Source organism: Bacillus pacificus (assembly GCF_020861345.1).
GTDB lineage: Bacteria > Bacillota > Bacilli > Bacillales > Bacillaceae_G > Bacillus_A > Bacillus_A pacificus.
Genome location: NZ_CP086328.1, coordinates 4,035,209 through 4,050,815, shown reverse-complemented (window position 1 = coordinate 4,050,815; position 15,607 = coordinate 4,035,209). Strand labels below are relative to the sequence as shown.

The 15,607-nt window shown below is 37.1% G+C and carries 10 protein-coding genes; all 10 read left to right on the top strand.

What is annotated here, in order from left to right; translation table 11 throughout:
• Positions 1–17: 17 nt before the first annotated feature.
• The 10 genes from LMD38_RS20995 to LMD38_RS20950 all read left to right on the top strand — a co-directional run bounded on the left by LMD38_RS20995 (position 18) and on the right by LMD38_RS20950 (position 15,555).
• Entirely contained in the window at positions 18–1,550 is a 1,533-nt protein-coding gene (locus LMD38_RS20995; protein WP_227585698.1) for a fatty acid--CoA ligase family protein, read from the top strand.
• A 112-nt stretch (positions 1,551–1,662) separates the two neighbouring features.
• Entirely contained in the window at positions 1,663–1,914 is a 252-nt protein-coding gene (locus tag LMD38_RS20990) for a hypothetical protein (protein WP_000435470.1), read from the top strand.
• Between the two features lie 89 nt (positions 1,915–2,003).
• The gene (locus LMD38_RS20985; RefSeq protein ID WP_062821626.1) at positions 2,004–3,029 is read left to right on the top strand and encodes an NEAT domain-containing protein; all 1,026 of its coding nucleotides are present in this window, start codon (positions 2,004–2,006) and stop codon (positions 3,027–3,029) included.
• A gap of 213 nt (positions 3,030–3,242) precedes the next feature.
• Positions 3,243–4,298 carry a sulfate ABC transporter substrate-binding protein gene (locus LMD38_RS20980; RefSeq protein ID WP_016716743.1) on the top strand — a complete coding sequence of 352 codons (1,056 nt, stop codon included), beginning with the start codon at positions 3,243–3,245 and terminating at the stop codon, positions 4,296–4,298.
• 21 nt (positions 4,299–4,319) lie between these two features.
• The gene (gene cysT / locus LMD38_RS20975) at positions 4,320–5,147 is read left to right on the top strand and encodes a sulfate ABC transporter permease subunit CysT (RefSeq protein ID WP_062821627.1); all 828 of its coding nucleotides are present in this window, start codon (positions 4,320–4,322) and stop codon (positions 5,145–5,147) included.
• A gap of 11 nt (positions 5,148–5,158) precedes the next feature.
• Positions 5,159–6,016, top strand: coding sequence for a sulfate ABC transporter permease subunit CysW (gene cysW / locus LMD38_RS20970; RefSeq protein WP_016716745.1), 858 nt, complete (start codon positions 5,159–5,161; stop codon positions 6,014–6,016).
• An 11-nt stretch (positions 6,017–6,027) separates the two neighbouring features.
• Positions 6,028–7,101, top strand: a complete 1,074-nt coding sequence (locus LMD38_RS20965) for a sulfate/molybdate ABC transporter ATP-binding protein (RefSeq protein WP_016716746.1) — start codon at positions 6,028–6,030, stop codon at positions 7,099–7,101.
• A 515-nt stretch (positions 7,102–7,616) separates the two neighbouring features.
• The gene (locus LMD38_RS20960) at positions 7,617–14,321 is read left to right on the top strand and encodes a DNRLRE domain-containing protein (RefSeq protein ID WP_228919968.1); all 6,705 of its coding nucleotides are present in this window, start codon (positions 7,617–7,619) and stop codon (positions 14,319–14,321) included.
• Between the two features lie 152 nt (positions 14,322–14,473).
• The gene (locus LMD38_RS20955; protein ID WP_062822190.1) at positions 14,474–15,100 is read left to right on the top strand and encodes a suppressor of fused domain protein; all 627 of its coding nucleotides are present in this window, start codon (positions 14,474–14,476) and stop codon (positions 15,098–15,100) included.
• A 92-nt stretch (positions 15,101–15,192) separates the two neighbouring features.
• Positions 15,193–15,555 carry a ribonuclease E inhibitor RraB gene (locus LMD38_RS20950; RefSeq protein ID WP_228919966.1) on the top strand — a complete coding sequence of 121 codons (363 nt, stop codon included), beginning with the start codon at positions 15,193–15,195 and terminating at the stop codon, positions 15,553–15,555.
• Positions 15,556–15,607 lie beyond the last annotated feature (52 nt).

The window sequence follows — 15,607 nt, the reverse complement described above, 5'->3', positions numbered from 1 at the left end:
ATAAAGGTGGGGTTTGTGTGAATCTCGTTCAATCTTTGGCTGAAACGGCGAAAAAGAAGGGGGATAAAACGGCTTATATATTTATGGATCAGTCGGTCTCATATGACCAATTAAACAAAATGGTCACAAGGTTTTCTAGCAATTTAGCAGAAATGGGCATTGGAAAAGGGGACAATGTTGCATTAGTTGTTGGAAATTCACCACATTTTTTGGTCGGTTTATACGGAACAATGAAAGCGGGAGCAACTGTTATTCCAGTTAATCCAATTTATACAGCAGACGAAATACATTACATTTTACAAAATGGAGATGTAAAAACAATCATCGTACTCGACGTCCTTCTACCTGTTATACAATCTCTTACAACAAGACTTCCTTCATTAGAAAACATCATCATATGCGAAACCTCATCAGATTTTAACCATACAGAAACCGAAAAAATGAAAACGTTTACTAGAATGATAGGGGCTGGAGATTTAACTTACGAAGGCCCAGAGCTAGATGAAGAAGATGTAGCGGTTATTCTATACACTTCAGGCACGACTGGAAAACCGAAAGGCGCTATGTTAACTCATAAAAATTTATATAGTAATGCGAGCGATGTGGCGTCGTATTTACAATATACGGCTGATGATCGCGTCGTTGCGGCACTGCCGATGTTCCATGTATTTTGTTTAACGGTGGCGGTCAATGCACCGATTGTGAACGGAGCAACGATTTTAATGTTACCGAAATTTAGTCCGAAAGAAGTATTCCGTATTTGTCGTACGTACGAACCGACGATTTTTGCTGGTGTACCGACGATGTACAATTATTTATATTTATTCGAAGAAGCAAGCGCAGAAGATGTGAAGACACTTCGCCTTTGTATTTCAGGTGGTGCTTCAATGCCAGTTGCTCTTCTGCAAAACTTTGAAAAACGTTTTGACGTTATCGTTTCAGAAGGATACGGTTTATCAGAAGCATCACCAGTTACTTGTTTTAACCCGCTTGATCGTCCGCGTAAACCAGGATCAATCGGTACAAATATTTGGCATGTAGAAAATAAAATTGTAAATGAACTTGGGGAAGAAGTACCTGTCGGAGCAGTCGGTGAATTAATTGTTCGCGGGCCTAACGTTATGAAGGGATATTATAACGCGCCAGAAGATACAGCTGCGACATTAAAGGAAGGCTGGTTGTATACAGGAGACTTAGCGAAAATGGATGAAGAAGGTTACTTCTATATCGTTGATCGTAAAAAAGATATCGTCCTAGTTGGCGGTTATAACGTATACCCTCGTGAAGTAGAGGAAGTATTGTATACACACGAATCTGTAGCAGAAGTGGTCGTAATCGGCGTTCCTGATGAAAACTTAGGAGAAGCAGTGCGAGCTTACGTCGTTCTGAAACAAACGAACGTAACAGAAGAAGAACTGATGCATTACTGTACGTTACATTTAGCGAAATATAAAGTACCAAAGAGTATCGAGTTTTTAACAGAATTGCCGAAGAATACGACAGGTAAATTGCTGAGAAGAGCTTTGAGAGAAAAAGCGATGCAAGTTTAAAAATAGGGGCAACCATCTTTATGAAGATGGTTGCCTTTCTACTTTTTAGCATTGGTTAAGCTATGGTGCCATATATTTAAACCGTAATATGACTAATAAGGAGGAGATATAAGTGGAGCAGAAGGAATTACGTTTACGGAGAGTTCAATACCTTATTTGTGACATTATGGATGAAATGAATGCTGAAAGTGAGAAGAAAAACTTAGAGATTTTGCAGCAAGTCATTGATCATCTTTCAGGAGCGATAGGTGATTTAGTGGATCCATCAAGCTCGTATTCTATTGATTATTTAGAGAGGAAAGTTCATACGGCACATTATTTACTTTTTAATAACGAGCGGAAGGCGTACTTATGTAGGAAATAATATTATTATTTTTAATTGATATTGATAATCATTATCAATATGATAGTTGTGTTGGATATATTTATATAAAGGGAGATGTCATATTGATAATGGTTAAGAAAAAACATGTAAATGCATTCGTTATAGCAGCAACGTTAGTAGTTCCATTTAGCGGTATTATGGCACCAATCGCGAAAGCTGAAGCAGCGGTTGAAATGAAAGCAAATAGTAGACTAACAGATGGCACGTATGACGTTGTATTTAAAGCATATAAAGATAAAACAAATGAAGCATCAATCGCTTCAAAATATTTAAAAGATGCAAAAGTAACGATTCAAGGTAATAAAAAAATTGTTACATTAACAGCGACAGATAGTAATTATTTTAAAGAGTTCAAAGTAGAAAATCCGAATCAATTAGGAACGTACCAGGATGTGAAAGTAATCTCGGAAAGTGCAGCGAATAACGGTACGAAAGTTATTCAATTTGAGCTGGGTGACTTTTCAAAGAAATATAATATGAAATTACATATTGTGATTCTAGCAATGCAATATGATCATCACTTCCAAGTACAATTTGAAGTAGATGGAAGTACAATAAAAAAGGAATCTAAATTCTCAGACGTACCAGCATGGGCACAAGAATCAGTTCAATATTTAGTAGATAAAGAAGCAGTGCACGGTAAGCCAGACGGTACATTTGCACCAGCTGAAAATATTGATCGTAGTTCCGCTGCAAAAATATTAGCAACTGTTTTAGGATTAGAAATTAAGAAAGATGCAAAGCCATCATTCCCTGATGCACAAAATCACTGGGCAACGCCGTATATCGCTGCTGTTGAAAAAGCAGGTATTGTAAAAGGTGATGAGAGGGGGAACTTTAATCCGAGCGGGTTAATTAACCGTGCATCAATGGCTTCTATGCTAGTAAATGCATATAAATTAGAAAGAAATGAAAATATAAAACTACCGAAAGAATTTGCTGACTTAAACAATCATTGGGGTGCGAAGTATGCCAATATTTTAATCCAAGAAAACATTTCAATTGGAACAGATAATGGCTGGGCTCCAGATAAAGCGGTAAGCCGTGCGGAAGCAGCACAATTTATTGCGAAGGCGGATAAGTTGAAGAAATAAAGTGAACGAAAAGTCAGTGAGGGAAAATCCTCACTGACTTTTCGTTATTAAAAAAACAAATTCCAAGTTGACACATGCGAATTACGGAATTAAAATGAAAAGAAATCGAATACATTAGAAGCTAATCAGATAAACTGAAGGCACACAATATATTCACGTTTGTGAATATATTGTGTGCCTTTTTCTATTGTATAAACTAAGGGGGATTTAACGATGAAACAGTGGAGGAAGACAGCGTTTATGAAAAGTACAGGTGTTTTATTATCAGCAGTTGTACTTTTATCAGGGTGTGGTTCAGCAACATCCACTAGTAATTCTGAAGGAAGTGGAGACAAAAAAACAGTCGAACTTTTAAATGTTTCCTATGATCCAACACGTGAGTTATATCAAGATTTTAATAAAGATTTTGCGAAGTACTGGAAAGAGAAGCATGGGCAAACAGTAAATGTAAAACAATCGCACGGAGGATCTGGAAGTCAGGCGCGTTCTGTTATTGATGGCTTAGAAGCAGACGTTGTTACGCTAGCGCTAGCTTATGATATTGATGCGATTAGCAAGAAGAAACAACTAGCAGAAGATTGGCAGAAGCGACTTGCGGATAATTCCACTCCGTACACATCAACAATTGTATTTCTTGTACGAAAAGGAAACCCGAAAGGAATTAAAGATTGGGATGATTTAACGAAAAAAGGTGTGTCTGTCATTACGCCTAATCCGAAAACATCAGGCGGAGCACGTTGGAACTATTTAGGGGCATGGGGATATGCGCTAAAAAAATATAACAATAGTGAAGATAAAGCGAAAGAGTTTGTCGGTCAAATTTATAAAAACGTGGAAGTGCTAGATTCAGGGGCACGCGGAGCAACGACAACTTTCGTTGAAAAAGGAATTGGTGACGTATTAATCGCGTGGGAAAATGAAGCATTACTATCACAAAAAGAGCTCGGAAAAGATAAATTTGAAATTGTAACACCTCCAATTAGTATACTAGCGGAACCACCAGTAGCTGTTGTGGATAAAGTAGTTGATAAAAAAGGAACGAGAAAAGTGGCAGAAGGATATCTTGAATATTTGTATTCAGAAAAGGGGCAAGAAATTGCAGCGAAAAACTTCTATCGCCCTCGTAACGAAAAGGTAGCAGAAAAATATGCATCTCAATTTCCAAAAGTTCAATTATTTACAGTAGATGAACTATTTGGCGGTTGGAAAAAAGCGCAGGAAAAACATTTTAATGATGGCGGTGTATTCGATCAAATTTATAAAAAATAAGGGGGGATGAGGTGAAAGAAGATGAGGAAAAAACGTGTTTTACCGGGGTTTGGATTATCTCTTGGATTTACAATGCTATATATGAGTTTATTCGTACTTATACCACTTTCTATCGTATTTATTCAAACTTCACAGTTAGGTTGGAAGAAATTTGCTGAAGTTGTAACGAGCGAGCGTGTGCTGCATTCTTATCAAGTGAGTTTAACGACTTCACTTGCAGCAGCGGTTGTAAATGCCATTTTTGGCTTATTAATTGCTTGGGTACTCGTTCGTTATACATTTCCAGGGAAACGATTGTTAGATGGATTAATAGATTTACCTTTCGCTCTTCCGACTGCTGTAGCTGGTATTACACTGACAACGCTATATGCCGAAAATGGCTGGGTGGGGAAAATATTTAGTATGTTTCATATAAAAGTAGCTTTTACGCCGCTCGGAATTATTGTTGCACTTACGTTTATTGGTTTACCATTTGTCGTTCGAATGGTGCAACCGGTACTTCAAAATATTGATAAAGAAGTAGAAGAGGCGGCTTCTAGTTTAGGGGCGTCACGCTTCCAAATATTTGTGAAAATCATTTTGCCAGAAATATTCCCAGCTTTACTTGCTGGCTTTTCACTCGCATTTGCACGGGCATTAGGAGAATACGGATCTGTCATTTTCATCGCAGGTAATATGCCGATGAAAACAGAAATCGCACCGCTTATGATTATGACGAAACTCGAACAATATGATTATGCAGGAGCAACAGCAGTAGCAGCTGTTATGCTTATCATTTCGCTTCTTTTCCTTCTTCTTATTAACATGATTCAAAACTGGAGTAGAAGGCATGAATTAAAAAATGAATAGGAGGAGAGAAAGTGGAGCCAACATTATTAGAAAAGAAAATAGTAAAAAGCGTGTCAGCTAAAAAAGAATCTAAACTTGTACCGAGTATATTAATTACGATTACAGTTTTATTTTTATCTCTCTTTCTATTGCTCCCGCTCGTAACAATTTTTTTGAAAGCTTTTGAAAAAGGATTTGATGTATACTTTGCTGCTATCACTGATCAAGAAGCATTTTCAGCAATTAGGTTAACGCTTCTCGTTGCGTTAATCGTTGTGCCACTTAATACGATATTTGGGATAGCGGCCGCGTGGCTTATTACAAAGTTTCAGTTTAAGGGGAAACAGGTATTATTATCTCTTATTGAACTGCCGTTTGCCGTGTCACCAGTTATCGCAGGATTAGTGTTCGTTTTACTCTTCACACCGAGGGGGGCTCTTGGTGAATGGCTACTCGAACATGGAGTGAAACTTATTTTCTCTGTTCCTGGCATTATTATCGCAACAATCTTTGTAACTTTCCCGTTCGTTGCACGTGAATTAATTCCGATTATGCAGGCGCAAGGGAAAAGTGAAGAAGAGGCAGCTTTATCACTTGGCGCAAGTGGCTGGAAAATGTTTTGGCGCGTTACGCTTCCAAATATAAAATGGGGCCTTTTATACGGCATGATTTTATGTAATGCCCGTGCTATCGGTGAGTTTGGAGCCGTTTCTGTTGTATCAGGTCACGTGCGTGGCATTACGAATACGATGCCGCTTCATATTGAAATTTTGTACAATGAATATCAATTTTCAGCAGCGTTTGCAGTAGCGACGTTAATGTCATTAATCGCGGTATTTACGCTTGTTATAAAAAACTGGATCGAATGGCGAATGGAAAAACGACAATAAGGGGGATTACGGTGAGTATTCAAATTCAAGGTGTATCAAAACAATATGGTACATTTCAAGCGTTGACAGACATTCATTTGGATATCCCAAAGGGTGAACTTGTCGCCTTATTAGGCCCGTCAGGTTCTGGAAAAACGACGTTATTACGAATTATTGCAGGATTAGAAGAAGCGGATGAAGGCTCTATTTCATTTGAAGGGGAAGATCTAACAGACATTCACGTAAAAAATCGGCAAGTCGGTTTCGTCTTCCAACACTATGCGCTTTTTAAACATATGAATGTATTTGAAAATGTCGCTTTCGGTTTAAAAGTAAGAAAGAAAAGCTTAAGACCTTCAGCAGAAGCGATAGAAGAAAAAGTAACAGAATTATTAAAGCTTGTAAAAATGGATGGCTTTGCTAAGCGTTATCCAGCGCAATTATCTGGTGGACAACGGCAGCGTATCGCACTAGCTCGAGCACTTGCAGTCGAACCGAAAATTTTATTACTCGATGAACCGTTCGGTGCCCTTGATGCAAAGGTGAGAAAAGAATTACGAAGATGGCTTCGGAAACTACATGACGAATTTCAAATTACGAGCGTATTCGTAACGCATGATCAAGAAGAAGCACTAGACGTTGCGGATCGCATCGTTGTAATGAATGAAGGGCGCATTGAACAAATGGGAACGCCGGAAGAAGTATATGAAAACCCAGCAAGCCCGTTCGTGTACGACTTTTTAGGAAATGTAAATTTATTTCACGGCCGCGTCCATAAAGGTAAGCTAAATGTAGGATCGGTGGAACTAGAAGCACCAGAGCATAAACACGTTTCAAACGTAGACGGAGTAGCTTACGTAAGGCCACATCACTTATCTATCTCTCGTACAAAACAAAGCGTAGATGCAATCCCGGCGAAAGTATCATATTCTCACGCAGTTGGACCTGTCGTATATGTAGAATTAAAACGAGACGGAACAGATGAGTATTTAGAAGCAGAAATTAGTAAAGAACAGTTCAAACAGCTAAGCATTCAAGCGGGTGATGTTGTATACGTACAGCCGAAAGAAGTGAAGGTGTTTATTCCAGAGGATTTTGTGATTTAAGAGAGTTAAAATCAGCAATCTATTAATAAGAGGAAGTCTCCTAAAATATGTTTTAGGAGGCTTCCTCTTTTATTTGTAGTGATAACTTTTTCACATATGAAATATAACAAGGCGCGGGGGGCGTGTTCAAACAGTTATTAAGGAATATATTCTTATTACCTTCTATAAATAAAGGTATTACAGTTAAGGGAGGCACATTTACACCAGGAATATGAAGCTCAGTATATTAACTTCATTGAATATTAGAACAAAATTGAAAGTGAAAATAAAAGGTTAGTTGAATGATATTTATATCATGTCGCTAGCAAACAATAATCGCATCTATTATTGTTAATCTTAAATTATATAATAAAAACAGATATCTGTCATAATATTTATAAAATTGTTGTTAAATTGTCGGATTTTGTGCACAAAATCTTCAAAACTTTAAAACGATATTTACTTTACTATTTCATTTGTTTACATTGTGATATGTAACATTATATATGTTAAAAATATTTCAGCGAGGTGAGTTTATGGGAGCAAAGAAATGGTATAGGTATTTAATCCAACTTATCGTAGTTGCATTAATTGTTACCTCCATACCACTCAATGGATTGGCGGAAACGGCACCACCGTTTACACCATCTCCAAATTCAGAACAAAGTCCGGAAGTGGAAAAGAAAGAAGAAAAGGAATTACCAGATCCACATCCAGATCAATTAAAGAAGGATAAGACTAAAGCCCAGGCGAGTCCGACTGAGATTGTAGAAGAAAGAACGGAAACAGAGAAAGTTTTCGATAATAATGATGGTACGTATACGAAAAAGATATATACCGAACCAATTCATGTTGAGAAGGATGGAAAGTTAGAAGAGGTTTCACCGAAATTAGTAGAAGCACCTAACGCAAAGATTGTAACGGAAAATACAACATTAGAACCAGAGTTCGAGAAAACAACACAAGATGGAAAGTACGTTCAATTTAAAGTAAAGGATCATACCATTCAGTACAAATTAATGAGTGCAAATGGTGAAAAAGGTGAAGTGAAGCCATCACCAGTAACCGCAACACATGAAAATAATACAGTATGGTATAAAGGGATCTTCCCAAATGTTGATTTAAAGAGCACGACGTTTAACGAAAATGTAAAAGAAGATTTTGTCTTACGTGAATATACAGGACATCATATTTTTACGTTTGCATTAGAAACAGATTTAACACCGAGCTTACAGGAAGATGGTTCAATCGACTTCCAAAATGAGAAAAAAGAAAAAGTATTCACATTACCGAAACCGTATATGAATGATTCAAATGTGGATCAACAATCAGGTGAGGCTGTAACGTCAGATGCGGTTCGTTACACTATTGAGAAAACAGATGAAAAAACATATACATTAACTGTTACTGCAGACCCGCAGTGGTTACAGGCACCAGAGCGAAAATATCCAGTATATGTAGATCCTTCTGTTGAACTAGGTAACTTTGAAAATGCATACGCTGCAAGTGCCTATCCAACTGTCAATTATTCAGGAGGAAAACTGTGGGATTCAGGTCAAAATGCTTACACGTTAAAAGTTGGGTATTATGATGGCTCATCTGGAACAAACTTTGCATTTATTAAACCGAATGTTTCAGATTTAAAAGGTGCAAAGATTGAAGGTGCAACATTCCATGCCTATGCAGTTTGGCATTATTATGGAAATCAACCGAATGGTGTTTGGTTAGATGAAGTAACAGGTGGATGGAATGTTGGTGGTGTGAACTGGAATAATAAACCAGGTTCTAATAACATTGCACAAACTGATGTCGGACGCGGAAAATGGGCCCAGTTCAATGTAACGAATACAGTGAAAGCATGGGTAGATGGCGCGAGACCAAACAACGGTTTTAAACTACATGCAAATGGAAACGGGCAAAGCCATTGGAAAAAGTTTATTGCAGCTGAAAATGGAGAAAATGCACCGTACTTAGAAGTAAAATATTCTTACGCAAAACCAAATACACCGAGAGTACAAGCTTACTCAAATGGGAGCGGGAGTGGTTCAGGTCACTTCAATCTACAATGGGATCCGGTCCCAGGGGCAACCGAGTATAAAGTAGCTATTTTTAACGGATATGACTATGAATATATTTCAGTTGGGAATGTGACAAGCTGGACGACGAAAGATAAAAAAATATTCCCGACGCCAGAAGAGATTGCACAAGGACGATACTGGATACATGATGACGGAAAAGGGGCAGAAGCACCTACTAACCCAGGACAAATATATAAAAATGCTTATCAAGCAGGCGGTCCGTACGGAGATTATAGTGGAAGAAGTAGCTACTGGTTTCGTATTGTAGCAGAGTATCCATTTGGTGAAAGTCCGCTTTCGGATGGAATCGTTCCATTTATTCCGTTAGAGCAAGTGAAAAAGCCAGATGGTTCAGCTTATATTAATGCGACAGATAAGGAAACGGGATATGTCACATTAAAGTGGGATGCGGTCCCAGCGGCATCCGGCTATAAAGTTTGGGTATATAACGGAAAAGATTATGAAGCGTTCGATGTAGGAGATAAGACTAACTGGACAACACAAAACGAGAAAATTTGGCCAACGAAAGATGAAATTGCAAAAGGCCAATATTTACTTCATCACGATAAAAAAGGAACAGAATTAGCGGTAGATCCATCACCTGTGTATAAGAATTCTGGCGGAATTTATGCTGGTTTTAAAAATTATTGGTTCCGTGTAACGGCGTATAGTAAAGTAGGGCATGCTGAAAGTGAAATTTCGCATGAGTTTGTACCTAAATTTGCTCAAGACTTTGGGTTTACAGGGATGTTTGATTACTGGGCATCAGTTCCAGTACTAAATGGTAAAGTAAATGCTACAAATGGTAACTTTATCATGAGTGAGAAAGATATTACGTTATCTGGGCGCGGACCGGATGTATCAGTAGAAAGAACGTATAATAGCCAAAGTAAAAAAGTAGGTCTATTTGGTACAGGGTGGTCTAGTGGATTAGAAGAAAGAATTTTGGCTGAAGGAAATGGAAACTTACTATTAATTTCTGCCGATGGCGCAAATATTACTTTTACTAGAACGGGAGATAATGCGTATCAAGCTCCTACTGGTATATATTTAGAAATTAAACAAGTATCAGGCGGATATGAAATAAAAGATAAAGACCAAACGGTTACTTTCTATAAATCTGGAGATGCACAAGGTCGTATCCAGTATACAAAAGATAAATACGGAAATACGACGACATATGAGTATGATGGGGAATCACGTTTATCAAAAGTAAAGAACGCTTCTGGTAAAGAGTTAGTCGTACAATATGATGGGAATAATAAAAAAGCAGCAAGAGTAATCGGCCCAGATAGCAAAACGATTACATTTAAATATGATGGAGATTTACTTGTTTCTTCTACAACACCAGAAGGAAAAGTATATAAATACGGATATGATAATGGTTTACTAACATCTATTTATGATCCGCAACATACAGATGCAAAACCATATAAAACATCATATGCATACGAGAATAATAGATTAGTAAAAGTAACGGACCCATTAGGAAAAGCTACGACATTAGCATATAATACAGATACGAAAGAAGTTACGTTAACGAATCCTAAAGGTCGTAAAACTGTTTATACGTATAACGATGCTGGAAACCCAGTGAAAACAGTTGAAGATGTGGGACGTCTGAATTTAACGACATCTTATGAATACAATGCAAATAATTTAGTAAAAACAACAACTCCTAAAAATCAAACCGAAACAGCGACCTATGATGGTAATGGGAATGTAACTTCTGTTACGGATGAAATGGGAACAGAAAAGTTTGAGTACAATAAAGATAATGGGATTGTTAAAGCGACAGATAATGAGAATCGTGAAACGACAGTTGCTTATAAAGCAGCGAATACAGAAGTGTCTGAAACTGACCAAGCAGCAAATACATCATCTTTCATGCAGTATGATCAGTTTGGAAATCCAATTGCAACAACTAGAGAGCTAGGAACAGGAGAAAACCTGATTCAAAATCCAAGCTTTGAAATGAATGGTACGGAAAAATGGGTACCAGTAAATGTGAATAATTCCGGATCTATTACAAAAGATGCAACACCGGCACCAGGTGGCCTTGGAGGAGAGTCATCACTTAAGATTACAACGAAAGCAACGAATAATGATTGGGGCTATACTGCTGCAATTCAAGAAGTAACATTAGAGCCAAATACAACGTATACGTTAAGCGGTATGATGAAGACGGATTTAGCCAATGGTGCTGCTTTCTTCAATGTACAGTTATTAAATGAAAACGGTGCTGGTGTAGATGGTGGATGGCATGATACTCGTCACAATAAAGTTCAAGGAACGAGGGATTGGGTTAATCGTCAAGTTACTTTTAAAACAACAGAACAAACGAGAAAAGTAAAAATCTATTTACAAGTAGAAAATGGCGGTTCTGCTACGAGTGGTTCAGTCTGGTTTGATAAGATTCAACTAGAAAAAGGTGAAGTTTCTTCTAGTTTTAACCCAATTGAAAATAGTAGTGTAGAGAATATGACGGAAAAAGGTTGTATTCCAGGATGGATTCGAGGAGATGGAACAAGCTGTGATCCAAAAGATGTTTCTCAGCAAGAGAGCTTTACGGGACATTCATCTATTGTATTAGAACGTAGCCAATATGGCGGTTCAGATGTAGGATATGCTAAGCATATACATTTAAACCAGAAAAAAGCAGAAGCAATTACGCTAACAGGAATGTCTAAATCTCAAAATGTAGAAAATACCGCACCAGATAAGCTCTCAAGAGATTACTCTATTTGGGCAGATGTGTATTATCAAGATGGTACTGGCACGAACTATCAAGCGAAATTCCCAAGTGGTACAAATGATTGGAATCGTAGTGCAGTTGTAATCCCTGCTACGAAACCAATTAAGCGTATGGAAGTCTATCTTCTATTTAGAAGAGAGAATAAAGGAAAAGTTTGGTTTGATAATATTCGTTTACTAGAAGGAAATGCTCTTATTAAAAACGAGTATGACAACGATGGCAATGTTGTTGCTGCGTATGATGAAGAAGGGCAGAAGAATACATTCACATACGATGCATCAGGAAATAAAAAGAGCGAAACAGATGAAAAAGGAAATACAAAACTATATGATTACAACAAAGATAATCTATTAACAAAGGTTACGTTAAAAAATGGTACTTCTGTAAATTATCGTTATGATCATAATGGAAACACAACAGAGAAATCTGTCATGTTTGGTGGGAAAACACAAACACACAAATATGAATATGATGTAGATAATAAAAATACAGTGTATATCGATGCATTAAACCGTCGTATTGAAAATACGTATGATGAAAATGCAAACAAGATTAAAACAAAAATGCCAAATGGTTCGATTTTAGAATCTGTATATGACACTGCAGATCGCGTCGTTGGTGAAAAACGCAACGGAAAAGATTCATTTACATTCGAACGTGATCCGAATGGACAAGTTACGAAAGTAAAAGACCACGTCAACGGTGTAGAACGCACGAAAACATATGATAAGGCAGACCGTGTCACAAGTGCAACAGATAGCCGAGGTGGAAAAATTGACTGGGCATATCACGACAAAGCAAACAGTAAGACAGAAAAATTAAAAGAACAAACAGTAACGCAAGGCGGATACACAAATAAAGTATCGTATGACTACAACACGCTAGATCAAAACATTCGTGTGACAGACGGTTCTCAAACGTATCGCTTTGATTACGATGATCAAGGAAATGTTCGTACGTATACAGCTGGAAATGGTTCAGGTTCGACGTTTAACTATGACCACGCGAACAAAATTAAAGATTTAGTAGTAGGTACGTCAAATAGTATTCTACTTTCTGAACGATATGAATATGACCAAGCAGGCAACCGTACGAAGATTAAACATGAAGGTGCGGGCGGGAAAGTAACAGAGACAAACTTTGTATATGACCCGATTAACCAATTATTAAATGAAGCATTACCAAACGGAACAACTAAATCATACACATATGACGGATTTGGAAACCGTACAAGTGTGAAAGTTGTAGAGAATGGAAAAGAAACAAAATCTATAGCAGCAACATTTAACGAAGGAAATCAGCTTGTAAAATTCGGAAATGAATCGTTAACGTATGATGCGAATGGCAATCGTACATCAGACGGAAAGTACAAGTATACATGGAATGAAGACGACCAAATTATAGCTATCACAAAACAAGGTGAGAGCAATGCATTCGCAACTTATAAGTATGACGAGGATAATCGTCGTATTGAAAAGAATGTGAATGGTCAAGTAACACGTTATTTCTATGATGGAGACAGCATTAATCCGTTATATGAGACGGATGGTAGTGGAAAGGTACTTCGCCAATATGTGTATTCCGTAAATGGTTTACGTATGGCTATGAAATCGCAAGGACAAACATTATACTATCACTACAACCCACGCGGTGATGTAGTCGCAATGACAGATCAAAATAGAGAAGTTGTAGCAACGTATGAATATGATTCGTGGGGTAATGTATTAAAGAGTGACGCAAAAGGTATCGCAGCAGATAATCCGTTTGGATATGCAGGATACATGTATGATAAAGAAATTGGTATGTATTACTTGATTGCGAGATACTATAATCCGGAGCATGGTGTGTTCTTGTCGGTTGATCCTGATCCAGGTGATGAAGATGATCCGATTACCATGAATGGATATACGTATGGTGATAATAATCCTGTGATGAATGTAGATCCAGATGGACATTGGGTATGGATTGCAGTCAACGCTGGATTTGCAGCATATGATGGGTATAAAGCATATAAAGCAGGTGGAAACTGGAAGCAAGTCGGATGGGCAGTTGCTTCGAATTATGTTAAGCCGTTAAAAATCGCTAAAAAACTTGGGGCGAGTATGTGGAATCGTCCTGGATTTAGGACAGGCACGAAAAAAGCTGTAGAACAGAAATGGGGAAATCAATGTGTTTATTGTGGTAAAAAGGCGACTTCAATTGATCATATTGTACCATGGAAAAGACTGAAAGAAACATTTTCTAAAAATAGTAAGGTGAATACAAGGGAAAAAGTTATAAATCTATATAATAGAACTATAAATTTGGCACCTGCTTGTAGGAGTTGCAATAGTAAAAAGAGGGATTTACCGGTTAAAAAGTTTTTGAAAAAATATGATAAAAAATTCATTAACAGAAAAAGGAAATAGAGATAATTTCGATTTTTTCTTGATTTGAATTGAAGAGTAGAAAAGTGATAAGCTGAGTTATTATGAGTATATAAAGTAGTTGTAATACTCATAATAACTTCTACGATGTAAAATAAGATAAAAGCTATTAGAAAGGGAGTTGTAGAGCATAAATGAATTTTTTTCGAAAAAATAAATTAAGTGAAATTCAGAAAAAGTACTATGAACATTTTGGAGAGCCTAGTCAGATTCTTGAATATACATGGGGTGAAAGAGGAGCTAAAAGAGTAGAATTAGATAATTACACTTTGAAAAAAGGAATGCTATACGTTTTAGAATTCCCGAAAAATGAAGATAGACCAGTATGGACATATGTAACATTAGGGATGTCAGCTGAATATATGACTAATGGTGCTAAAGGCGAATTAATTTGGTTAAATGCAAACCAAAATGATGAAATAATTGATTTACTTGCTGGATTAGCACATTATCCATTTATAGATGAAACCTCGTTTGATTATGGGGATACAATTTCTAATGCGGATGCTGAATCTGATTTTTCAATGAATGTGCTTTTAGTAAGCCCGGCAGTTATTGAGGCAGGAGAGTCTCCAGAGCTAATGGAGTTTTTTGAAGAAAAGGAGCTTGATTTATTTTGGTTATTACCTATTCATCAAGCAGAGAAAGAGTATATGATGGAACAGGGAGATGGAGATATTAGTGTGCTCTTTGACCTTTGGCTGGAAAAAGAGATTGACACAGAAACTTTCTGTGATCCAAATCGTTTATCTACGGTTTGATAAAAATATTTTAAATAATAATAGAAACTTTGGAACTGAGGATAGTAGCTTTTGTCCATATTACAAAGTGATCCACGGGAAGGTTATAGATTTTGGGAACAATTCATGAAAGACAAAAACGAGAAAATCAGGATATAGAAACGCTAGCAGCTTTGAAGGATGCAGGATCTAATTTAACGAAAGTGCACTATCTAGAACATTACTTTTTAGTAGATACAATAGAGATGGCTGAGAAAATTGCAGATGTACTACATGAAAAAGGCTATGATATTTATGAACCATCTGAACAAGTATCAGAAGACGGATTAAGTTTCTATGTATTTATAGTGGGGAAAAATTGTATACCAACAAAAGAAAATGTTTGGGAAGAAACAAAGCAAATGGCTGAGTTAGCGATTCTATATAGTGGAACATGTGATAGTTATGACGGATGGGAAACACAGGTTGTAGAGTAATAATAAAGAAGGACTATTCTAAATTAAATTTTAGGTAGTCTTTTTTATTGTG